Consider the following 23,273-nt stretch of genomic DNA (forward strand, 5'->3'; position numbering starts at 1 on the left):
CGGCGTTTCGGGTGCCTATTTGCTGGCGCCCAGGGTCATGCCCTCGATGATCCGACGCCCCAGCCAGATGTAAAGCAGGATCATGGGCAGCACCAGGATCAGCACGCCGGCGAAGAGTCCGCCGTAGTCGGCGCCGTTGAACTGCTGCAACGCGATGAAGTTCAGGAGGGCGACGGGCAGGACCTGCTTGTCGGTGTCCTGGATCAGCACCAGTGCCAGGAATGTCTCGTTCCAGATGTTGATGGCGTTCAAGGTCAGCACGGTGATGATGCCGGAGCGGGCCAGCGGCAGCATGATCTGCCAGAAGGTGCGCAGCGAGGAACAGCCGTCAAGGGCCGAGGCTTCCTCGAGTTCAAGGGGCAGGCTGCGCATGAAGCCGGTCAGCAGAATGATGGTGAACGGGATTCCCGCGCCGACCAGGGCCAGGAACAACCCCCAGAGGGAATCGATGAGGTGCAGCTTCTCGAGCAGCACGTACAGGGGAATGATGATGACCTGCACCGGGATGCCGATGCCCATCGCAAAGAGCGCGAAGACGGCGCCGGAGACCTTCCTGGTGCTGCGGGCGAGCACATACGCGGCCGGGGCGGAAAGCACCACCAGTGCCAACGAGCCGCCAATGGTCATGACGGCGGTGTTCAGCGCAGCCACCCCGAACTGGCCCTCGACCAGTGCCGTGGTGAAGTTGGAGAACACCGGCGGAATCGGCAGCCCCCAGGGGGACTGGAAGATCGAGCTGTGGCTGCGCAGCGAGGTGACCAGGACCCAGCACAGGGTGCCGATGTTGAGCGCGGCGAGCACCCAGATGAGGGCGATGCCGACAGAGCGGACCTTGCCGGTGGCACCGATGCGTGCGGTGGAGGTCCGCTGGCGTCGAGGGCGTTTCGGCGCGGTCTCCCGGGGAAGTACGGTGGTCATGGATTCCTCAGAACTCGATCGGGTCGCGGCGGGTGATGCGCTGCAGCAAAAGGACGAAAACCATCACGGCCAGGACGGTGACCACGGCGGCCGCCGAGGCGTATCCGAACTCAAATGCCGGGTTGCGTCCGCCGAAGGTCTTGCCGTAGATGAACAGCGCGCTGTTCCACACGTTGGTAGGGGGCATGTCCGCGGTGGTGCCGCCGAAGGCATAAATGAACTCGAAGATCTTCAGCGAACCAATGGTCCACAACACCGCCGCGGCGGTCACCACATCCCAGGTCAGGGGCAGCGTGACGTAGCGGAAGCGCTGCCAGGCCGTAGCCCCGGCGAGGGCACATTCCTCGTAGAGGTACTGCGGGATCTGGTCCACGGCGGCCATCAGGATGGTGACGTAGAGGCCGAGGTTGATCCAGACGAGACCGATGATGATGATCAGGAACAGGTGTTCTCCCAGCCAGTTCGGCCCCTTGGGGATGCCCAATGCACCCAACCCGGTTTCGAGCAGGCCGTTGAATTGGAAGATGAATCCCCACAGGATGGAAAGCACCACCGGGGAGATGATCGTCGGGAAGAACACGACGTTGCGGATGAACTTCCGTCCACGCATTTCGCGCAGGACCATCGTCAGGGCGAAGGCGACGGCGAAGACCGCGATGCCGCCGACCAGCAGGATGATCAGCGTGTTGGCAAAGGCCTGCCGGAAGACCGCGTCACCCAGCAGCCGGCTGTAGTTCTCGAAGCCCACGGGCTCCGGGGTCCCGATGCCATCCCACGAGGTGAACGAGATGACGAACGAGGCAACGGCCGGCCCCAGGAACAGGACGGCGTAAGCCACCAGCGCGGGCGCGAGGAACGGCCAGAAGGTGCGCCGTCGCCGTTTCTCCATGGGCGATTCGGACCGCCCGGTCCGACGGCGCCGGGAGACGTCCTCGGACGGGGCACCCGCGGGTGGCGGTGTCTCTCGGGAGTCGATGGTGGCCAGCGACATGTCCTAGCCCTGGCCCTTCCAGTAGTTGGCCTGGGTCGCGGAGATCTCGTTGGCAAAGCCCTTGGCATCGGTGTTGCCGGAGAGGAAGTTGCGGACCGGAGCGGCGAAGACCTCGGGCACGATGCCCGCGTAGTCGACGTTGACCCCGTCCATGACCAGCACCGGCTCGCTCTGCGCTATCGAGTCGGCGAGGGCTTCCAGGTCGGCCGGGACGCTGACGTCGTCACGGGTGGACAGCGCACTGGCCTTCTTGACGTAGTCCTCCTGGTACTTCTTCTCCAGGACGAAGCGGATGAAGGCCTTGGCCAGGTCCTTGTTCTCGGCCTTGGCCGGGACTGCGTAGCCGGTGAGGCCGATCTGGGTGTTGGCTTCCCCGGTCGAACCGACGGGGATCTCCAGGGAGGCGAAGGTGAAGTCCTTGCCAACACTGGTGGCGGTCTCCTGCGGGATCCACGAACCGTTGAGCAGGAAGGCCGACTTGCCGGAGGCCCAGCCTTCCTGGATGGCCGGGAACTTCGAGCCGAAGCTTCCGGCGGCAAAGGCTTCCGGCGGGACGACCTTGGTCACCTTCTCCAGGGCCGCGACGACGTCGTCCGCCTTCCATGCCTCCCCGGTCTTGTCCTCGACGATGGAGCGGAACTTCTCCGGACCGAGCTCACGCATCAGGATGCTCTCGACCCACAGGGTGGTGTAGAAGCCGACGTCGCCGTCGAGGGCCACGGAGCCCTTGCCTTCCTGCTTGATCAGTGCGGCCAGGTCGTCGAGGGACTTCGGCGCGTTGTCGGCCAGGTCTTTGTGCTCGGCGGCGTCGTACCAGATGCCCATTCCCAGGACGGAGTACGGGACGAGCCAGGCGGCACCGTCGTCGTTGGTGACCAGGTCCTTGTACTTGCCGACTCCGGTGTCGCTGAGCGGCGTCTGCTCGTTGATGGAAGTGGCTCCGAAGACCGAGGAAAGATCCTCGCCCTGCCCGTCGCCAACGATCGGCGCCAGGTTGTCCAGGGCCGCCTCGACGACGTCGGGGGCGTTCGATCGCATGGCGGGCGCCAGCTTCTGGGTCATCTGGCGACCTTGCCATTCGACCTCCACGGTGGCCCCGGTGGCTTCCTCGAAATCGTCGATGGCGGCCGCGATGGCCTGGGCCTGCGGCTCCTTCTCTTGCCAGAACGACCAATAGGTCAGGGTCTCCCCGGAAAAGTCGCCTGCAGCGACGTCGGCGCTGCCACTTGGGGCAGCTGCTTCGCTGCCACCGCAAGCGGTCAATGCCAGGGCGCCGGTGAGGGCAATGGCGGTGAGGGCGCTTGCCCTCGGGGTGTGAATGGAACGCATTGTCTCTCCAGACTTTCCGGACCCGGAATTCGAGCCTATGTTATGGATCACATGTCCATAATGCTGCAACCGCCGAATGAGCGCAAGTACCAATTTTCGGCCCACCCACTCGCCGAGCCGGACGAAAATCCCGGACCCGGCCCAAATCTCCCTTCATTGACAACGAACTTGGAGCGGCGAATCTCATTGCACCATGGGCCACAGGGAGCGAAATTGTCCCGCCCTTAAAAACTTCCCCGCCCCCTTGCCAAGGGATATGAACTGAATCACAATGTATTTGTTATCCATAACAGAGTGATGCTGCAACCATGGGGCAGTGGCGGGAACGCCGGGCAGCGGGGATCGCTCGCAACCAATGAAGGAGAACGATGCGAAGATCACCACTCAGGAGTCGACGAGCCGTCGGCCTGGCGGCCATCGGGGCCCTGACGGCCTCGGTCTTGGTGCCGCTGGGCGTGGCAGCGGTACCGGCCACAGCTGTGACGTTGGCCGAAAACACGGAGGTAATTGCCTCCGAGTCGCTGAGGATCACCGTTTCCAAGGACTTCCCACAGGTCCTCCAGTACACGGACCAGGCCACGGGCGGTTCGCTTGATGGGACCACCGCCCCGCTCGATGCGGTCACGGGTGATTCGCTCACTGCCCCGCTCGATTCGATCACGGTCAATGGCCTAACCGAAAAGGTCGATGTCACGGCGGACCGTGACGGCACCTCGGCCATCAACTACAAACTGACCCTGCCCGGCTTGCCGGGAGCGGAGATCGACGCCCGGCTGAGCGTCCAGGGTTCCGTCATGACATTCGAGGTCACACGGATCCAAGACGGATCGGGTGAAAAGATCCGCACCATCGGCATGCCCGGCAACAACCTGGTCAGCGTCTCCTCGGCCAGCTCAAACGCCCAGGTGTCCACTGCCCTCAACTCCGTGGACCGCGGTGTCTCGGGCGACACATTCACCAAGGTCACCGACACCACCCCGGTGGATGCCAAGCCGCTGGACTCGGCGTTCGCTTTGGTCAACACCTCGGAACTGGCCGCCGCCCTGGAGTCCAACTCCCTCTATGACACATCGTCGGGGCCCGGCTTTCGTGAACAGGGCCGATTCCAGCGCCAGGCCGTCAATGACGGCACCCACGTGCGCGTCGGCGTGGCCAGCGGCGAATGGCTATATCGTGCAAACCAGTCCAACGAGACCGAAGAACTGCCCTGGTCCAAGGTAAAGATCACGGCCGATGCCAACAACGACGCCCTCGTCGACTGGCAGGATGCCGCCATCGTCTATCGCGACATAGCCGTGAAGCCCCACAAGGGCGGCGATGTCAAGAACAAGGTGGTCCAGCGCATTCCATTCAACTTCGCCTCCCAGGCCACCCACCCCTTCCTGAGAACACTGGACGATACCAAGCGCATCGCCTTGGCCACCGACGGACTGGGCCAGAGCGCGATCCTCAAGGGCTTCGGCAGCGAGGGCCACGACTCTGCGAACACCGACTTCGCCGACAACTACAACACCCGCGCCGGCGGCCTCACGGACTTGAACAAGCTGTTGAAGGCAAGCAAGGAGTGGAACGCCTCTTACGGCATCCACATCAATCAGACCGAGGCCTACCCGGAATCGCTCTTCTTCGATGAGAGCCTCGTGGACGTGAAGAGCAAGGGTTGGAACTGGCTGGACCAGTCCTACATGATCAACCAGCGTCAGGACATCCTCTCCGGCAACCTCGCCGATCGCGTCGCAAAGTTCCGCCAGCAGACCGATGAGAACCTCGACATGGTCTACGTGGATGTCTTCTACCAGTACGGCTGGCTGGCCGACAGGCTGCAGAAGGAGCTGACCAAAAACGGTTTCCGGGTCGGCTCGGAATGGGCCTACTCGCTCGCGCGCAACAACACCTGGTCCCACTGGGCCACTGATGAAAAGTACGGCGGGTCGAACAACAAGGGCGTCAATTCGCAAATCGTCCGGTTCGCCATGAATTCGCAGAAGGACACCTGGAATCCCCACCCGCTGCTGGGCAACGCCAACATCGTCGAGTGGGAAGGATGGACCGGACAGAACGACTACACCGCGTTCACCAAGAACATCTGGACCAAGAACGTACCGGCCAAGTTCCTGCAGCAGCAGGAGATCATGAGCTGGAAGGACCACCGGATCGAGCTGACCGGTGGCATCGCCGTCACCGGAACCTCGGCATCGGACCGCGTCATCACCGACCACGGCGCCGAGGTCCTGCGCGGGGGAACCTACCTGCTTCCCTGGGCCGCGGACGGCACGTTCGACTCGACAGGGGAGGAAAAGCAGAAGCTCTACCACTACAACCCCCAGGGCGGCAGCACCACGTGGACACTGCCGGAGCGCTTCCAGCAGAACGGCGAGTACAAGCTCTACAAGCTCACCGACACCGGCCGCAAGCTCGCGGCCACGCCAACCACCACCGACGGCAAGGTCACGATCTCCGCGGAGGCCGGCCAACCCTACGTCCTCGCCATCGACGAAGAGGCGGCCCTGCCGAAGCAGCCCAAGTACGGTGAAGACACCCCCGTTGCCGACCCCGGTTTCAATGCAAGCGATCTCACGGCATGGAACCCCTCGGGTTCGGTGGAGATCGAGCGCACCGACAAGGGCCTTCGCCAAGCCGTGCTGGGACAGGGCAAGTCCTCCATCAGCCAGAAGCTCAAGGAACTGAAGGAGGGGACCTACTCCGTCAGCGCCTGGGTCGAAGTCGCACCCGGAAAAAAGCGCGCCACCACGCTCTCGGTGCGCGGCGCCGGAAGCGAGCCGACAAGCACCACCATCACCGGCTCGGGCGCCGAGAACTTCGTCGCAGCCGATGAAAAACACGGCACGCATTTCCAGCGGTTGCGCGTGCTGATCGACATCAAGGAGGAGGGTTCCCCGCTGCTGCGGATCGAAGCTGCCGACGGCGACGCCGCCGTACGCATCGACGATGTGCGGGTCGTGCCCACGACCCGCGTACCGACCCAAGGCGTCATCTCGGAGGACTTCGAGAACGTCGACCAAGGCTGGGGCCCCTTCATCAAGGGAAATGCCGGCGGATCGAACGATCCACGTACGCACCTGGCGGAGCTGAACGATCCGTACACGCAATCGGGTTGGAACGGCAAGGCCACCGACGACGTGATCGAGGGAAAGTGGTCGCTGAAATCCCATGCGGAGAACAAGGCGAGGAACGGCGGCCCGGGCCTGGTTTACCGAACGTCGAATTACACGGTGCCGATGCAGCCCGGCCACACGTACAGGGTTTCCTTCGATTACCAGAACGCCCTCGCCGACCAGTACAACTGGGTCGGGGGATACGATTCGGCAACCGGCCCGGTCAAGACCATCACCACGGCGTTGCCCCGGCAACTGGCAACGAAGCGCTTCAACAACACCTTCGTCGCCGGCGGATGCGGCGAATCGTGGGTCGGGCTTGAACGTTCCGGAGCGACGGACGGCGCAGACTTCAGCCTCGACAACCTGCTGATCGAGGACCTGGGTGAATCCGACGTGATTCCGGCCTGCGCACAGCTCAGCGTCGCGATGGACGGCGACGTGGTCCAACCCGGCCGCGACAACACCTTCACGACAACGTTCACGTCCGATGAGCCGGCCGACATCGACAACGTCGCGGTTGCCCTGGCCCTACCCGAGGGCTGGACGGCCGAGGCCGTGACCGCTGCCACCGCGCCGACGCTTGCGCCGGGCCAGAAGCTGGCCACCACGTGGACGGTCTGGGCACCGGCAGATGCCGCAGGCAACTACACGGTGGGGGCCACGGCCACCTACTCGACGACGCAGGAGCCGCTCGGTGAGCGCACTGTCAGCAAGGACACCTCGGTGTACACGCTGCCGGCGCCGCCGGTGGGCACTGTCTACGCCAGCGACCACCAGTGGGTCAGTGCGGATAACGGCTGGGGGCCCGTGGAGCTGGACATGTCCAACGGCCCACAGGCCCCGAATGACGGCCGGCCGCTGACCCTCAACGGCGTCGTGTATGCGAAGGGGCTCGGTACCCACGCGCCGAGCAAGATCCGCTACTACACCGGCAGCCAGTGCACGTCGTTTACGGCGGACGTTGGACTCGATGATGCCCAGGCCAACCGCGGCTCGGTGGGGTTCACCGTCCTGGCCGATGGAAAGTCAGCGGCCAGCAGTCCCGTCATGCGCCCGACGACCCCGACGCACAAGATCGCGGCCGACATCACCGGTGCCGAATACGTCGACCTCGTGGTCGATATCGGCGGCGATGACAACGGCAACGACCATGCGGACTGGGCGGACGCCAAGTTCATCTGCCAATAGCAGCGCTTCGCACTTGCGGCCCCTGCGGCCGGGCTTAGGTCCGGCCGCAGGGGCCGTCTGCGTGGGTCCGCGTTGGGTGCCTCTGCCGGAATTCCGCCAGGACTCCGGCTACCCGGCCGGACGAATCCTGCCGGCCACCGATTCCAGACGCTGCTCGCGCACCGCCAGTTCCAGCCCCTGTTGCAGGCATGCGGAGATCTTCTCGGTCATGCGTCCGTACCCCAGAGCCCCCATGGCCTCGCGCTTGAGCTCGTCGACGCCGGATTCCCCGGCCAGCGAAGCCTGCGCGCACATGAGGTTGGAGATCTCCCGGGGGCTGATGTCCTCGATGTTCAGCTCGTGCGCTGCGAAGCCGGTGCGGTAATCGAGCCAGCCGGCCGGTTCCCGCCTGGACGGCCAGATATATCCGTCCGTGTCGGTGCGATGGGATTTCTTGTCCAGCGCTGCCAGCATCGATTTTTCCCGGGCTGCCGAGACCCTGCCCAGGCCGTAGGCGTTGATGGCCAGCTTGGCCAGGCGGCTGCGCTGGATCGGTCCCTCCGCCTCCACGATCTCGGCCAACAATGCCGCCGCCTTCTTCTTGCCGGCCGCACCCCTGAGCTCGTCTAGTTCGTTGAGCGTCCCGACTTGGCGGAAGTCCCACGGCTTGAAGGGTGTGGCCTTGCCCGGATAGCTGCGTTTTTCCCTTCCGGACGCCGCCTGCTGCACTGCGGTGCCCGCAATGACGGAGGCTTCGGCCTTGCCGTTGTCCGCAGAACCCCTGAGTGGGGCCGCTTCCCGGGCTTTGCGGGCTTTCTCCGCCTTCGCCAACTCGGCATCGATGGAATCGAGGACCGACTCGGCGTCCTTCAGCCACGCCGGCAGCCAGATCCGCGCCACCGACTCCCAGCCGAGCAGGTTGCGCAAGATGTCCTGCGGCAGGCCGTCGCGGTCCCCCACGGTCTGGCGGGATGCCCAGAGCTCATTGTCCAGCAGGATCGCCATCAAGGGTTCTTCGGGGCGTCCGGGGACGGCCACGGTCAGATCGATCCTGAAGTCGGAGAGCCCGACATTCGTGTCCACCACATGCCCGCGCTCCCGCAACGCGGCAGCCACCTGCTCGCGGTGCCGATCACGCGCAACGGCCGAGTCCGACCCGCTGCCCAGGGCGTGGTTTCCCTCCGCGGCCAGGTCCAGGTAGGCGCGCAGGTGCTTGATGCCCAGGGCCGAGGAATCCTCGGCGCGCAGGTCGGCGGGATCGAAGCTGGAGAACACCACCACCTGGCGGCGCGCGCGGGTCACGGCCACGTTCAGGCGGCGCTCGCCACCGACGTTGTTCAGCGGGCCGAAGTTCAGCGGCAACCGCCCGCGTTCGTTGGCACTGAAGGCCGTGGAAAACAGGATCACGTCGCGCTCGTCGCCCTGCACGTTCTCCAGGTTCTTCACGAACAGTCCCTCGTCATCCGTCTCGAGCGCGGCGCCCAGGCGTTCGTCCGCGTCATCGCGCAGCAGGGACTCGACCAGGTCGCGCTGCGGGGCGTTGAACGTGACCACCCCGATGGACGGGATCTGACCCGGTGAGGCGTCGAAGCGGGCCTTGATCTCCGCCACGATGTGCCCGGCCTCCACCGGATTGGTGCGCAGCATTCCGTTGGCGCCGGTGCGGTGGAAGGTCCCCTCGACACGGACGAGGGAAATGCCGTAGCCGTCGTGGCCCGGACGGGCGGCCCTGTTGCGCGGGGACGGGAAGGAGGACAGCTTTCCGCCGTAGTAGTGCTTGTTGCTGAAGGCGATCAGCGATTCGTCCTGGCTGCGGTAGTGCCAGGACAGCCAGCGGCGCTGCACCCGGGCCATGACGGCCTCCGACAGGATCGACTCCTCATCGGCCACCGGCAGCTCGGAGTCCGCGTCGTCCTCGGAGTCAATGGAGACCTCGGCGAAGGAGCTGGGCGGCATCTGCTTGGAATCCCCCACCACCACCGCGGACTTGGCGCGGCCCAGGGTTCCGATCGCGTCGGCGACCCGGATCTGCGAGGCCTCGTCGAAGACCACGATGTCGAATTCCCCGGCCCGCGGCGGGAAAAACCGGGCGGCGGAGTCGGGGCTGACCAGCACGCACGGCAGGATGGCGGTGACCAGATCCCCGTAGGAGTCCATGAGTTGGCGCACGCTCAAGCCCCCACGCCGGCGTTCGAGCTGCCGGGCCAGTTCCCCCATGCGTTTCTCGGCTGCCTTCAGCCGATCGGCACGCTGCCGGGTGATGAGCTCGGGCAGGGACTTGCCCCGGTGTTGACGCAGCTGGCTGGACGAGGAGGTGAATCGCCCGATGGCGCGCGTTTGGGCGGCGTCGCTGAACTCGTCCAGCCCGTGGGTGGCCAGCCGTTCGGCCAGGGCCGATTCGGCGCAACCGCGCATGAATCCCCGCACTGCGTTCTCCGCCGGGATCTCTCCGCCGGCAAGCTGTGCCCAGGCGGCTTCCAGCCCGTTGGCCTTCAGCGGTTCCAGGGCGCCGAGGAAGGCGATCCAGCGTTCGAGTCCGCGCTCGGCCGTGGGCCCGGTGCCGCGTTCCCGGGCACTGCGGCCGAATCGGCCCAGGAAACCCGGGGTGTCCGGCCAGGCCGCACGGGTGCGGGCCACCGCGGGGATGGTGCCCGGCAACCGGTCCCATGCGGCGGCAAGCCCGTCCAGTTCTTCGGCGAGCGCCGGATCGGCGGGTGTGCCCCGTTCGAGGACCTCGCGCAGCGATGCCACGTAGTCCGTGTCCTTGCCGGCAAGCCCGGCTTGGGACAGCACTCCCGCCAGGTGCACCAGCCTTTCGCGCTGCTGCGCGACCGACTGGATGTCACCTTCGACGAAGGGGTTCCAGTGCCCGCCCAGAGTGATTCCCGCAAGTTCGCCCAGGCCAGCGACGAGCTTCGCGCACTGTGCCCGGGCCTCGATCATGCCCTCGACCAAGGCCACCAGGTGCCGTGCCTGCTCCTCGGCGCCGATCCACCGGTCGCCGAAGTGCTCGCTGATGACCTGCAGGCGCCGCTTCTTGCGGCCGATCCCGAGGAACCCGAACCTGTTGGCGACCGTGGCTGCCTGGTGAACCGGGGCCAGATCCATTTCCAGCACGGACGGTTCGACGACATCGCTCAGCCAGGACGTGCGTTGGACCAGGGCGGTTGCCTCGGCCAGCAGTCCTTCGCTGTTGGCCTGCCATTCGGGTGTCGCGGCCGCGTCGAGGACGGGAGCTGGTGCATTTCCCTCCAGCAGCCGGGCCAGGCGGCGCAGGTCCTCGGGTTCCGGGGCCCGCTCCACCAGGGATGCCACTTGCGTGTCGTTACTCAGCTGGGCCGCGCTGCCCAGGGCAAGGTCCAGAGCCTCGGCAGCGGCCAGCAATCGTGCTTGCTGATCGGCAGGGACGGGGCCGCCGAGGAATCCCCACGGATGTTCATCGCGCGGCCGTGCCGGTCCCGCGGTGTCGGGAAGCCCCACCAGCGCCTCGCGCACCGCAGCGACCTCGGCTTGCGTGGCATGCGCGGCGAAGCGCTCGGGGATCGGCAGTGCGTCGATGGATGGATCCATGGACAGGGCAATGTTGTGCGCGCCGTAGGCCGAATAGCCCGCGGCGTTTTCCTCGTGCAGGTCCCGCGCATAGCCGGCCAGCCGGTGGACGGAGGATGACAGGTCGTTGGCGGCCAGTTCCATCCCCGCCGCATCGGCGAAGACCAAATGGTCCAGGGATGCCTTGATCTGGGCGCGCACCGCGTTCGGGCTTGATCCCTTGTCATGCAGGTCCAGCGCGAATTCCCCTAAGCCCACCTCGTTGAGGCGCTTGCTCACGACCTCGAGCGCCGCCCGCTTCTCCGCCACGAAGAGCACCCGTTGCCCCGAGGCCATAGCGTGCGCCAGCAGGTTGGTGATGGTCTGCGACTTGCCGGTGCCCGGAGGGCCCTCGAGCACGAAGGTGCGCCCGGCGCGTGCGGCGGCGACCGCCCCCAGCTGGGAGGCATCCGCCGGGACCGGAAGCTCGGCGGCCAATTGGTCGAGGTCAATCTCCGGCCCCGCGGGATCCGCGTCCGCCGGGTCCACGAACTCGTTGGTCGGGGATTCCACCAGGTGCCGCACCAGCGGCGCGGACATGAAGGTTTCCCAGTTTTCGTCCAGGTCCCGCCACATGCGGAACTTCGCGAACTGCAGGATCGCCAGGTCCACCGTCCCCTCCACATGGAAGGGAAGATCGGCCGCCACCAACGCCTCGCGCAGGGCACCGAGGGCGGATTCGAGGTCGATGCCAGACCCGTCGCGCACCGGGTCCTCGAAACCCGGGATGCGCAGGCCGAATTGCTCGTGCAATTTCTCGGCCAGGCAATAGTTCGGGGTGGAGGCACCGGTCTCATCGATCTCGATGCGGTAATGCTTGCCGCGTCCCGCGGGCTTGAGGTGAACGGGGAGAAGGAACAACGGCGAGCGCAGCGCCCGCCCGTCCATGGACCAGGTCAGCGACCCCAGCGCGAGGTAGAGGTTGTTGGCGCCGCTTTCGTCAATGATCCGCTTGGCCTCGCTCGCCACCCTGCGCAAACGTGACAGGTAGCGCTCCGAATCCAGCCGGGTGTAGACCCTGCTCCGGGTGAGCAGCAGCTCGATGCGGCGCTCGAGGGGCAGCATCGGCCCGGATTGGTAGCGCTGGGCATCCAGGGCGCCGATCTCGTCGGCGGGCAGCAGCTCGATGGCCTTGCCGTTGTTGACCAGGTCCTCGAAGCCGTCCACCAGGGATTCGGGCACCGCCAGCGGCAAGCGGGATCGCTCGGTGAAATTAAGTAGGCGGTTGCGCAGGGAAAGGTCCAGTAGCCCGTTCTTCCAAGCGGTGATCCGCGGCGGCGCGGCCTTGCCCCGGGAGAGCGGCACCGACTGGCGACGCTCGGATTTTTCCTTGAAGAAGCGTTCCAGGGTGTCCGAGGGGGCCGTGCGGTACTCGACGACGATGGGCTTGCCGAACTCCGAGACGCCGCGTGCCGGCAAGGGGCCGATGCCGCTGCGCCGCGCCTGCCGGATGTCGATGGCGTAGGCCAAGGACTGCGCGGCAGTGGCGGATTGGGCGTATTCGTTCCTGGTCGCGGCGGAGGCCTCGGCGAGGGAGGCGCGTCTTTCAGCGGTGATCGCGCTGGTATCCACGATGCGCAGGTGGTCGGCGGCGACCAGGTTCACTAGCGCGCGGGCGCCCTCGGCATCGAGGCTGCTACTGGGCAGTGCCCCGTCCGGGATGCGCCAATAGGCCAGGAACGCATGGCCGCGCACCAGCCAGATCACCGAGTTGATCCCCACGCGCTCCAGCAGCGCGCCCATGAGCAGCGTGGTGTCCAGGGCGGTGCCGAGCCGTTCGGTGAGGATCTCCTGGGCGCCGCGGACGTGCTGTCCGCCGAGATCCGCGAGGTCCCAATGCGCCGGAGGGGTGCCGAAGCGGATGTTGCGGCCGCACAGCACCTCGAAGATGCACTCGACGGATTGGTCCACCCGCTCGGCGCCGCCCTGCCGGGCGTCAAGGGACCCGGTGCGAAGGCGGAACAGGTCGCCGGCCTCGGCGAGGATCCCGGTGAGCAGTGGGTGCTGCGGCTGCACGAACGCGGCCAGCAGCTCGGCGTTGGCCTGGGTTCCGGCGCCCGGCCAGTAGCTCGCCGGCAACAGCTCCACCGCGCCGGATTCCTCGGCGACCAGCTTGCCGTTGTCGGCCACCCGGACAATGAGCCTGCCCGGACGGCGCGTGTCGACCAGGGCGAAGGCCGCCGGATCCAGCACCACGTCCAGGTCGTGGAGCGTGCTCACTCCGGGCGGCAATTCCAGGCTGTGCTTGGCCACCGCGGAGACCGGCAGGTTGCCGCTCATCAGCACCGCAGTCACGAATACCGGGCGAGGCTGCTCGCCGCGGTTCTCGAGCACCACCCGTTCGAGGATGCGGGCATGGGTGTGGGCCGTGGCGTAGTTAATGGATGGACCGTGTGCGATCTCGACCCGGATGGGTCCGCCGTTCCCGCTCGTCCCCGAATCGGAGTCGGCGTCCAGTGCGTCAGGGTCATCGACCTGCCGTGCCGCGGCAGCGGCCAGGTCCTCCACGCGCCGCGCCGGGTGCTCCAGCTCCAGGGCCCGCAGGAACTCCGAGCAGGCCTCCAGGCCCCGCTGGACGGAGTCGGCACCAAAACCTGCCCCTTGTTCCCACGCGTTGCCCAGATCCCGTAGTTCAAGGGCCAGCCGATGCTGCCGAGGCGAAAGTTCGATCAGATGCCCTGCGGTGCCGGGAGCGGCAATCAGCCGGCCGAGTTGCATGGACAATTCCTTGGGGCCGGACGAAGTAGCGGATCCCAAGGCATCGTCGAGCCGACCGAGCAGCCCGGTCCAGCCGGCCGCCTGGTTCTGTCGGGCAAGATGATCGGCGATGAATGGAGTCAATGCATCCGAGACGATGTCCAGTGCCGCACCGACAATTTCCCGCAGTCTCATCCAGTTACCCATCCCGTAGTCGAAGCCCGGTCAACCCGAACACGGCTGACGTTGCCCTCCTATGAACCTATCCCAGATATGCGGTGACCTGCCGGCCGCCCGACGTGGGACCGACAAGCACCGGCGTCTATTTGTACTCGTTCTCGGTCAGTTCGATGACGAAGGCGCGGCGTTCGGCGATCAAGGCATCGCGCATCACGAAGACCTCTCCCATGGCCATGCGCATGATCTCGCCGTTGGCCCGGTGCGCCTCGCCGGACAGCTCGGCCATGACCACGTCGTCCTCTTCGACCAAGCGCACTATTTCCAGCACCGGCGGCCCACTGAAGTCGGGGCTTTCGATCGCCTGGTCGTAGGCTTCCTTGCCTATAAGCCGAAAGTGGCCGAAGACCGTCCATTCAATGTCGTCGGTCAGGCACGACAGGATCTGGGCATGATCCGACTTGTTGAATCCGTCGATGTACTTCCTGACGGTGTCCTTGTTGGCAGACATATATGAAACCTCCGGGAATCAGTATGTGGCGCTTCGGTGGGCAGCTGGTCCCTGCATGCGCTTCGGCCGCTCGGCAACAAGTTCGCGCACGAGGCCGACATGCAGGTTTTCTAGGCTAACCACCTGTACTTCTCGTGGGAATGCCTATTCGCCCGACATCCGATCGATGCGAGCGGTTTGCTCGGGCTGGTCACCCCGCCCGGCCCCATCAGGTGTCCTGACATGAAGAGGGAATGCCGGGCAGAGTGGGCTTTGTCCCCACTCGGCCCGGCATTCTCACGATCCCGCGAGGGTGCCTGACCACGCCGCGGTGGCCAAACCAGCTAACCTCCGCTCAGGGGCTGCTGACCGGTTCCTGGACGGCCTCCACGTTTTCCGGTTCAAACGCCGCGACCTTGTATTGCGTCAGCGACACCACCAGCGCCACCAGCGTCGAGAAGTAGGCGAAGAACATGAAAGGCATGTATTCGAGCGTTGCAACACCCAAGACACCCGCGGCAAAAACGCCGCCGCCGGACCACGGGAAGAACGGATCGTACACGGTTCCTGAATCTTCGAGGGTCCGTGAGAGGTTCTGGCTCTTGAGCCCTAGTTTCTTGAATCCCGGGGTGAACAAGGTCCCGACCATCACGGCTCCGAAGGAGTACGAGGCACCAAGCCCGATCGAGGCGATCATGGTTGGCGAGGCCAGGACCATAATCCTCCGGCGCGTGTTGGCCCATTTCAGCACCACGCCAAGCAACGCGTGGACATAGCCGCCAAGGTACAACAGCCCGGAAACACCCACGGCAAACATGAACAGCAGCACCAGGCCGGCCATAGCCATCATTCCGCCTCCGGAGACGAGCTTGTCGATGCCTTCCTGCCCCGTGTCCGAGACGTAGCCGCTGTACAGGCCTTCGGTGACGTCAAGCAGGCTCATCCCTTGGTAAGCCACGGCTAGGATCGCCCCGGCAACGGCGCCACCCATGATGGAGACAAACGGCGGCAGCTTGAACAGCAGCATGCCCACGGTGACCACGATCGGAATCAGGGTGATGTAACCCAGCTTGTAGCTTGTGTCGAGCCCCTTGACGATGTCGCCGATGGCCGATCCGGCGTTTCCGGTTTGCGGGACCATGAAGCCCAGCACGCCGAACGTGATCATGGTCAGAACGTAGGCGGGAGCCGTGGTGTGCAACATGTAGCGGACATGGGTCATCAGCGGGGTCCCGGTTATGGCGGCCGAGAGATTCGTGGAATCTGAGAGGACCGAAAGCTTGTCGCCGAAGTAGGCGCCGGAGATCACGGCACCAGCCGTGAGCGGTGCGTAGATTCCCAGGCCGTTACCAACCGCCATCAACGCCACACCAACCGAACCCATGGTCCCCCATGACGTTCCGGTGACCAACGACGTCACGGAGCATAGGAGCATCGCGGTCACGAAGAACCACGACGGATGGATCGTTTCAAGGCCGATCTTGATGATCGTAGGGATGGTCCCGGACATGGCCCAGGAACTGATCAGCATTCCGACGGCCAGGAGGATGAAGAGCAGCTCCACGACCTTGCGGATGGAGTCGAAGGCCGAATCCTGCACCTCTTGGTAGGAGAACCCCGTCGCAATCATCAACATCATCAAGATGACCATCCCAAAGAACATGGCCATTTCGATCGGCATCGACATCACCGCGGTGCCGACGAGGAGGATGACCGCCAGGAGCGCGATCACGCCCAGGGAGACCAAGATGGATGGCTCCTTGCCGCGCAGGCCGATCCGAGTCTTATCTATGTGCACATAGGGCTTCTCGTCTACCTCGACCATGTGCCCTCACCTCTTATCCATGTTTGCGATGATTCATCATCGTTTCCGACATCCGGGTTGTTGTAATTCGTTGAGTGGCATTTCTGCCCATGACTTCAGGCGGGCTTCACCGTGGAAGGATTCGGGCCACGCTGCCTCGGCGGCCTGGCTCCGTGGTTTCGGCCGTCGGGCCGTCATCGGGCGCTGAATCCCCCGTCCACGACCAATTCCGTGCCGGTGACGAAACTTGCATCGTCGCTGGCCAGGAACGCCACGGCGGCGGCAAGCTCTGAAACGTGCGCGCGGCGGGCCATCGGGGTTTCGGGAATGACTCCCCCGTCTTTTTCCGCCTCGTTCAGCGGTGTGCTGACCCCTCCGGGCACCAGCGCGTTGACCCGGATACCGTCATCGGCCATTTCCAGAGCCGCTGTACGGCTCAGGCCCAGCAGCCCGGCCTTGCTCGCGGCGTAGGCGGAATATCCGACGGCTCCCGAGGGGCCGAAGATCGAGGAGGTGTTGATGACCGAACTGCCCGTTCCCTCCTTGAGCAGGGGGTGCATGGTCTGCAGCCCCAGGAATGCCCCGGTGAGATTGACGTTCAGGATGCAGTTCCATACCTCGGGATCGAGTTCGGACAGCGGGCCCACGTCAATGATTCCGGCGTTGTTCACCAGGATGTCCAGGCGTCCGTGTCGCTCATGGAGGTGGTCGCGGATGTCAGTCCAGTCCTCGCGTCGCGTGACGTCCAGATGCAGATAGGAAATATCCAGGCCCTCATCCGTCCAGGCCTGGACCTGTTCCCTACCCACCTCGTCCAAGACGTCGGCGGCGTAAACGGTCGCGCCCTCGGATGCCAGACGCCTGGCATGGGCGGCGCCCTGGCCGCGCGCCCCACCGGTGATCAGCGCAACGCGCCCGTTCAGCCGCTGGGGTGCGGAATAGTGGTTTTCTTCGCTCATGGGGTTCAATCCTTTGCGGGCTAGGAAGTTGTGGGAACAAGCAGCCCCAGCGCCTGGCGCTGGAGGTCGAGTTTTGCGCGTTCGGGGGTGCGTAGGGACCCGGACCGGCTTTTGACGTAGCCGGTCAGTTTCGCGATATCCACCATGGCCTCGAGCTGCTTGATGGCAATGGCGCTGGCGTCCAGGACGGTGGCCCCGCTGATGGAGGTCCTTGTGTAGCCCGCCCGCCGCAGCATCGCAGCGTAGTACGTGCAGCCGACCACGATGGTCTCCGCTCCGTCGGCGACGCATTCCTCCGCTAGGGCGTCGAAGCGGGGCACCACCTGGCGCGTCGGGTCCGCGACGGCCTCCAGCAGCAAAGCGTTGGTCGATTCGGGATCCAGGTACCGCACGGGACGTGCGATGGAGCGGTCTCCCAGTCCGTAGGCGAGCAGGTCCCGCTCGATGGAGAATGACGTCTTCTGCGACACCGTGGCCACGGCGAAGCGGTGCCCCATGGTCAGTGCGGCGAGCATTGACTGCTCCCCGACCGAGGCCACCGGAATATCCAAGGCCTCGCGCACCTCCCACAACGGGTCGTTCCAGCAGCCCAGCAGCACCCCGTCGAACCCGTCGTCCTGGGCCTGCAGTGCGGCCTCGGCCATGAACACGTTGTTCAATGATTCGGCGTAGAGGGAGCGGGCGAAGTTTCCGCATCGTTCCAGGAACCGGTATTCCACCTGCACGTCGTCGCGCAGCAGGCCCTGGATGGATTCCTCCATGGCCTGCCACAGCGGTTCGAGCTCGGGAATCCGCGTGGTCGGGTAGATCCAGCACAGCTTCAACTTGATTCTCCTTCGATCGGGAATGGTTGCGGGGTAGACCAGGTTCAGGCCTTGACGCCCACTCCCATGGCCTCGATCAGTCGGTTGGTGTCCTTGATCTGCGCGTCCCAGAAGTGCCGCGGGATATCGATGCGGTCTTCGGGATCCTGGAGCTTGGCGAAGTATTCGGCCAGGTGTGCGCTGCCCTTAGGCGCCGCGGCGTGAAGCTCGAGCATGCGCGTCACGATCCTGGCCTGCACCCCGTAGATCGGGATCTGCGGTCCGCGCGGTGCAATCATGCCGATGTAGTAGAGCTTCTCGAGCCCCTCCGGGATGATGCCTCCGGCGTATCGCACCGGGGCGCCCTTGCTGCGCGGGACCAGCGCCTGTTCGAGGAACGGCAGCGTGGAATGGAATCCGGTGGCGTAGAGGATGGTGTCGTATTCGCGCACCGTTCCGTCGGCGAAGTGGACATTCTTCCCTTCGAAGCGCTCGATGCCGGAGCCCACCACGCGTACGCGGCCGTGGTGGATCCAGTAGAGCAGCAGGTCGTTGACCACCGTCGCCCCTTCGGCCAGGGAGTGGTGTTCGGGCACCGGCAGGCCGGGGTAGTTGGAGTTTTCCCCAATGGAGACCCTGGCCAGCAGGCGGGCAATGAGGTCCTGTTCCTCCGCCGTGAAATCCTTGAGGAAGCCGAGTTCGGAGCGCGGCTGGCCGAAATACATCTTCGGCTGGAAGTAGGATCCGTGGCGGACCACGATGTCTGCTTCGAACCGGTGCTGGGCCACATCCACCGCTAGGTCGCAGCCTGAGTTTCCGGCTCCGACGACTAGGACACGATTCCCTTCTACGTCCCCGACGTTCTTGTAGTCTCCCGAGTGAATCTGCGGGCCGTCGAAGGTACCGGGAATTTCCGGGATCTTCTTGTCCCAGAGGTGGCCGTTGGCCACCAGGACTCCTTCATAGGTGTCAGACCCCTTGGTGGTGGTCACGACCCAGCCGGCCGAGCCGGTGGTGCCCTCGGTCTCGACCGGGGTTACGGAGAGCACCTCGGTGTTGAAGGAGATGTGCTCCAGCAATCCCCGTTCTCGCCCATAGGAGTGCAGGTACTCGGCGATCTGGGTCCGGCGCGGGAAATGCGGGTAGTGGGCGGGCATCGGGAAGCCCTCGAAGTGCGTCTGGTCGCGTGAGGTGATCAAGTGCAGGGCGTCGTAGTCCGTGTTCCAGTGGCCGCCGACAGTGTCGTTCTTTTCGAAGCAGTCGACCTCGTGGCCCGATTCCAGGAGGGTGTTCAGCGCCGACATTCCCGCCGCACCCGCTCCGATCACACAGTACTTCTTCATGGCGTTGCCTCGTTTCATTCAAAAATTTGGGACTTTGGCTTGGGTCGCGCTGGCTAGCGCATGACGTCTCCGCCGGAGAGGACAACGGTCTCCCCCGTCATGAACGAGGCGTCGGGGCTGGTGAGGATCGAGACCCACCGGGCGATTTCCTCGGGCTCGGCCACCCGGTTCAGGGGAATGCCCTTGGAGGCTTCTTCCATTCGTCCCGTGGCGGCGTTGCCCGGAGTCCGCACCCAGCCCGGCGCGATGGCGTTGACCCGGATCCCCTTCGGCGCCAGTTCCAAAGCCAATTCCTTGGTCAACATGACCACGGCGGCCTTGGATGCCCCGTAAAGCAGCTGCCCTGGCGAGACGGTGAAGGCGTCGACTGAAGCGAAGTTCACGACGGCCCCGCCGTTGCCCATGTGCTCGACGGCCTCGGCCGTCACATTGAGCACGCCGAGCACGTTGATGTCGAAGATGCGGCGAAACTGTTCGGTCGTGAAGTCGGCCAGCGTGCTGGGCGGATAAATGCCGGCAACGTTCACAACGGCCTCGATGCGGGTGCCGTTGTTAGCGAGATGGGAAGCTATGGCCTGCTTGATTCCCGCGCGATCAGTGACATCCACTGGAATAACCGGGATGAAACCATCGACCGCTTCGAGCTTGCCTTCGGTCAAGTCGAAGGCCAGCACGTCCCAGCCATGGGCGGCCAGACCCAGCGCGGTCGCCCGGCCCATTCCGCTTGCGGCTCCGGTGACGATGGCTGTGGCGCGGACCGTTTCTTCATGCATTGGCTGGTTTCTCCTATACGGGCCACCGGCACGTGGCCGGTTGCCTGCGAACGATTCATGTCCTTCCAGTGTGATCTGGCATACAGTGCTCGTCTACGACACAATCCTTATACTGGCCATAGGCTCAACCTATAGCCAGCCGCCATGGGCAGCCCATGGCTCCGAACGCGGAGGATGAAATTCACATGGCCGAAGGCCCGACACTCAGGCAACTCCAGTACTTTCTTCGCGCAGTGGAAACCGGTTCCTTCTCCGCGGCTGCCGAGGCCGAATACGTGGCACAGCCCAGCATCTCCGAACAAATCCGGCGGCTCGAAAGATTGGTTGGAGCGCAACTCTTCACGCGCACCAACAGGCAACTGCAGCTCACCGACGTTGGCCGGCTGATCCTTCCCCTGGCCAAACAGACCCTGGCCAGCGCCGAGAACCTCACCGTTGCCGCTCGTGACGCCCGAACGCTCAGTGGCGGCGAGGTCTCCTTCGGGACCTTCAACAGCGCCCATTCCTACATGCTCACGCCGCTGATTTCCGAGTTCAAGTCGCTGCACCCGCAGGTGCGCATCCGGCTCTTGGGGCTGAATTCCGCACAGGTTGCAGACAGCATTCGCAACGGCGACCTCGAGGCAGGGCTGGTGCAACTGCCCATCGACGACACCAACCTGCACGTGAGCGAGCCGGTATTGGTCGACGAGGCGGTCTTTGCCTCCGCCGACCCGCAACGGACCCTAAAACCGGTCACCATCGAATTCCTCGCCGAGTCCAAGCTGATACTTTCCGAGGCCCACTGGCGCAGCAGCGACCCGTTGCGCCGTGGCCTCCACCGGCTTGCCGCCGAAGCCGGGGTGCAAATCACCCCGGACATCGAGGTCGAATTCCAAAGTGCCGCGCTGGAGCTGGCGGCCAACGGGCTGGGCGACACCGTTGCTTCCTATTATTCGGTGATGCAATACAGCACCCGTTCGGTACTCAGCTGGGCGCGCCTCGATCCGCCTTACAAGGAGGTGTTTGCATTCGTCACCCGGGCCAGTGGCGGAATGTCCCCGGCGACGGCCAGGTTCATCGAGCTGGCCAGAAAGCACATTTCCGGCCTGGCCACGCTCTCGGGCCCCTAGGCCACCGGCCGCCGGATCGGAAATCCAGATTCATGACCGTTCGGTCGGTGACACAAAAGAGCCGCTGTGACCCACGTCAAGTATTGTGGCTTCAAGCGGTCAAGCAGCCGCCGACAACTGAATAGTCTTCCGATCACGCGCGGCTGGAGAGTCCCGGACACCACTCGGGCACCGAAGGGGCAAGCACCCGCAATCTCTCAGGTACCAGGAACAGCCGCGTGAGGAAACTCTGGAGAGCAGCCACCGGGACGGGTGGCTCACCGACGAAGCACGCCAGTGCCATGGGGCACTGGTTTCACTTTCAGGTTCAGGACAGAGCGGGCACGGTGGCAACCGGCATCATCAACGGCCAGCTAATCACCGCACTGAACCCTTCGATGAACGGTAGAACTCCCCCATGCATGTACCTGCCATATTGCCCGCCGCTGCGGACAGCAACTCGACGGACATCCTCGCCGTCGCCAACTCACCGATCCTGTGGGCCTGCGCCATCGGCGTCTTCCTGGTCATCATCGTCCAGAGCGTCATCTACATGAAGGCCGCCCGAACCGCCGCGCCGCACATCGGAATGACACAGGCCGAACTCAAGACCAGCTTCCGCGCCGGTGCCATCTCCGCCCTCGGCCCCTCGCTGGCCGTGGTCTTGGTCGCCGTCGCACTGCTCACGATCTTCGGCACACCTGCGGTTCTGGTGCGCATCGGCCTCATTGGCTCGGTGTCCTATGAAACCGCCGCGGCCGCCATCGCCGCCAAGACCGCGGGCGCCGAACTCGGCGGCCCGACCTACACCCAGGCGGTCTTCGGCCTGGCCCTGGCCGCCATGAGCCTGGGCGGAGCCATGTGGATGATTGCCACCCTCATCCTCACCCCGCTGCTCAAGCGCGGCGACTCCGCACTGCGCAAGGTCAACCCCGCCATCATGATGGTCGTCCCGGGTGCCGCCATGGTTGCCGCATTCATGGTGTTGGGCATCGGCGAACTGCCGAAGTCGTGGCTCCACGTTGTCGCCTTCGTGTCCTCGGCGGCGATCATGACCGTCTTGATGGTCGTCGCCAAACGGGTCAACCGGCCATGGATCAAGGAATGGGCGCTGGGCATTGCCATCATCCTGGCCCTGGCCATCACCTACGCAGCCACCCGCCTCTAAACGCAGCCAAGAATCCCAGGAGCACATCATGAGCAAAGCAACAGAGCTGCACGAGGCGCTTGGCGCCTTCGACAAGACCACCTCCCGCTGGGGCCGGATCACCATGATCATTGGCCTCTTCTTCTCCCTGGCCGCCCCGGCCTACCTGGTCTTCTTCGCCGGTCTGGACATCGAAGTCGCCGGAATCGTCACGGCCTTCGCCGCGCTGGCCGCGGTCTTCGGCGTCATCTGGATCGTCGAGCCGTTGACCTACTTCCCGATCCTTGGCGCCTCCTCCATGTACCAGGCGTTCATGATCGGCAACATCTCCAACAAGCTGCTGCCGGCGGCGATGATCGCCCAGTCGACCATCGGCGTGAAACCCGGCACCCGCAAGGGCGAATTGGCCTCGGTCGCCGCCATCTGCGGCGCCGCAACCGTCCACCTGGCATCCCTGTTCATCTTCGTGGGTCTGCTGGGCACGTGGCTGGTCAGCGTGATCCCGGTCGACATCATCCAAACCGTCCAGTTCTACATCCTTCCGACCGTCATGGGCGCCGTTCTCGTCCAGGCCATCGTGAGCCAGAAGGCCCCGCGCTCGGCGGTGATCGCGCTGGTGGTCTCGGTGATCGTGGTCTTCATTGCCCAGGTCTACAAGCCCTTCGGCCTGTTCTCCACGGCCGTCGCCGTGATTGCCACCGCCGCGCTCGCCTGGATGCTGCGCGACCGCAAGACCCTGGGGACCCCTGAGGATGTTCCGCTGGAAGCCAGGCCCGAGGGCCCGGTGTACTGACCGGGACGTTCGGTCCGCTGATACGAATTTTCACGATATTGACTGGCGGGGGGGGGGGGGGGGGGGGGGGGGGCCCCGGCCCCG

The 23,273-nt window shown here is 64.9% G+C and carries 14 protein-coding genes and 1 riboswitch; of the genes, 4 read left to right on the forward strand and 10 right to left on the reverse strand.

Annotated elements, in window-relative coordinates; translation table 11 throughout:
• Positions 1–15: 15 nt before the first annotated feature.
• The 3 genes from ACIPVK_RS17905 to ACIPVK_RS17915 form a co-directional block, all read right to left on the reverse strand.
• A complete protein-coding gene (locus tag ACIPVK_RS17905; RefSeq protein WP_407613338.1) occupies positions 16–918 on the reverse strand; it encodes a carbohydrate ABC transporter permease in 903 nt (300 codons plus the stop codon).
• 7 nt (positions 919–925) lie between these two features.
• Positions 926–1,807 carry a carbohydrate ABC transporter permease gene (locus tag ACIPVK_RS17910; protein WP_407613339.1) on the reverse strand — a complete coding sequence of 294 codons (882 nt, stop codon included), beginning with the start codon at positions 1,805–1,807 and terminating at the stop codon, positions 926–928.
• A gap of 105 nt (positions 1,808–1,912) precedes the next feature.
• A complete protein-coding gene (locus ACIPVK_RS17915; RefSeq protein ID WP_407613340.1) occupies positions 1,913–3,238 on the reverse strand; it encodes an ABC transporter substrate-binding protein in 1,326 nt (441 codons plus the stop codon).
• 368 nt (positions 3,239–3,606) lie between these two features.
• On the opposite strand from ACIPVK_RS17915, the gene ACIPVK_RS17920 reads away from it, so the two are divergent.
• Positions 3,607–7,545, forward strand: a complete 3,939-nt coding sequence (locus ACIPVK_RS17920) for an endo-alpha-N-acetylgalactosaminidase family protein (protein ID WP_407613341.1) — start codon at positions 3,607–3,609, stop codon at positions 7,543–7,545.
• 108 nt (positions 7,546–7,653) lie between these two features.
• Here ACIPVK_RS17920 and ACIPVK_RS17925 read toward each other — a convergent pair whose 3' ends face one another.
• The 7 genes from ACIPVK_RS17925 to ACIPVK_RS17955 all read right to left on the reverse strand — a co-directional run bounded on the left by ACIPVK_RS17925 (position 7,654) and on the right by ACIPVK_RS17955 (position 20,158).
• Complete coding sequence (locus ACIPVK_RS17925; RefSeq protein ID WP_407613342.1) at positions 7,654–14,004, reverse strand: DUF4011 domain-containing protein; 6,351 nt, start codon at positions 14,002–14,004, stop codon at positions 7,654–7,656.
• A 127-nt stretch (positions 14,005–14,131) separates the two neighbouring features.
• On the reverse strand, positions 14,132–14,497 hold the full coding sequence (locus ACIPVK_RS17930) for a nuclear transport factor 2 family protein (RefSeq protein ID WP_407613343.1): 366 nt from the start codon (positions 14,495–14,497) through the stop codon (positions 14,132–14,134).
• 334 nt (positions 14,498–14,831) lie between these two features.
• Complete coding sequence (locus ACIPVK_RS17935) at positions 14,832–16,301, reverse strand: Na+/H+ antiporter NhaC family protein (RefSeq protein ID WP_407613344.1); 1,470 nt, start codon at positions 16,299–16,301, stop codon at positions 14,832–14,834.
• Between the two features lie 173 nt (positions 16,302–16,474).
• Positions 16,475–17,239 (reverse strand): SDR family NAD(P)-dependent oxidoreductase, encoded by a 765-nt coding sequence (locus ACIPVK_RS17940; RefSeq protein WP_407613345.1) that lies wholly within the window; start codon positions 17,237–17,239, stop codon positions 16,475–16,477.
• A 20-nt stretch (positions 17,240–17,259) separates the two neighbouring features.
• Positions 17,260–18,063 carry an aspartate/glutamate racemase family protein gene (locus tag ACIPVK_RS17945; protein WP_407613346.1) on the reverse strand — a complete coding sequence of 268 codons (804 nt, stop codon included), beginning with the start codon at positions 18,061–18,063 and terminating at the stop codon, positions 17,260–17,262.
• Positions 18,064–18,107: 44 nt separating this feature from the next.
• Entirely contained in the window at positions 18,108–19,385 is a 1,278-nt protein-coding gene (locus tag ACIPVK_RS17950; RefSeq protein WP_407613347.1) for a flavin-containing monooxygenase, read from the reverse strand.
• A gap of 53 nt (positions 19,386–19,438) precedes the next feature.
• Positions 19,439–20,158 (reverse strand): SDR family NAD(P)-dependent oxidoreductase, encoded by a 720-nt coding sequence (locus ACIPVK_RS17955; RefSeq protein ID WP_407613348.1) that lies wholly within the window; start codon positions 20,156–20,158, stop codon positions 19,439–19,441.
• 185 nt (positions 20,159–20,343) lie between these two features.
• Between ACIPVK_RS17955 and ACIPVK_RS17960 the strand changes: the two genes are divergently transcribed.
• From ACIPVK_RS17960 to ACIPVK_RS17970, 3 genes are all read left to right on the forward strand, one after another.
• Positions 20,344–21,270 (forward strand): LysR family transcriptional regulator, encoded by a 927-nt coding sequence (locus ACIPVK_RS17960; protein WP_407613349.1) that lies wholly within the window; start codon positions 20,344–20,346, stop codon positions 21,268–21,270.
• 133 nt (positions 21,271–21,403) lie between these two features.
• Positions 21,404–21,494, forward strand: a riboswitch (glycine riboswitch).
• Positions 21,495–21,667: 173 nt separating this feature from the next.
• Positions 21,668–22,417 (forward strand): DUF5058 family protein, encoded by a 750-nt coding sequence (locus ACIPVK_RS17965; protein WP_407613350.1) that lies wholly within the window; start codon positions 21,668–21,670, stop codon positions 22,415–22,417.
• A 28-nt stretch (positions 22,418–22,445) separates the two neighbouring features.
• On the forward strand, positions 22,446–23,189 hold the full coding sequence (locus ACIPVK_RS17970; protein ID WP_407613351.1) for a hypothetical protein: 744 nt from the start codon (positions 22,446–22,448) through the stop codon (positions 23,187–23,189).
• The last annotated feature ends 84 nt before the right edge of the window (positions 23,190–23,273 follow it).

Source organism: Paeniglutamicibacter sp. MACA_103 (genome assembly GCF_045798555.1).
Lineage (GTDB): Bacteria > Actinomycetota > Actinomycetes > Actinomycetales > Micrococcaceae > Paeniglutamicibacter.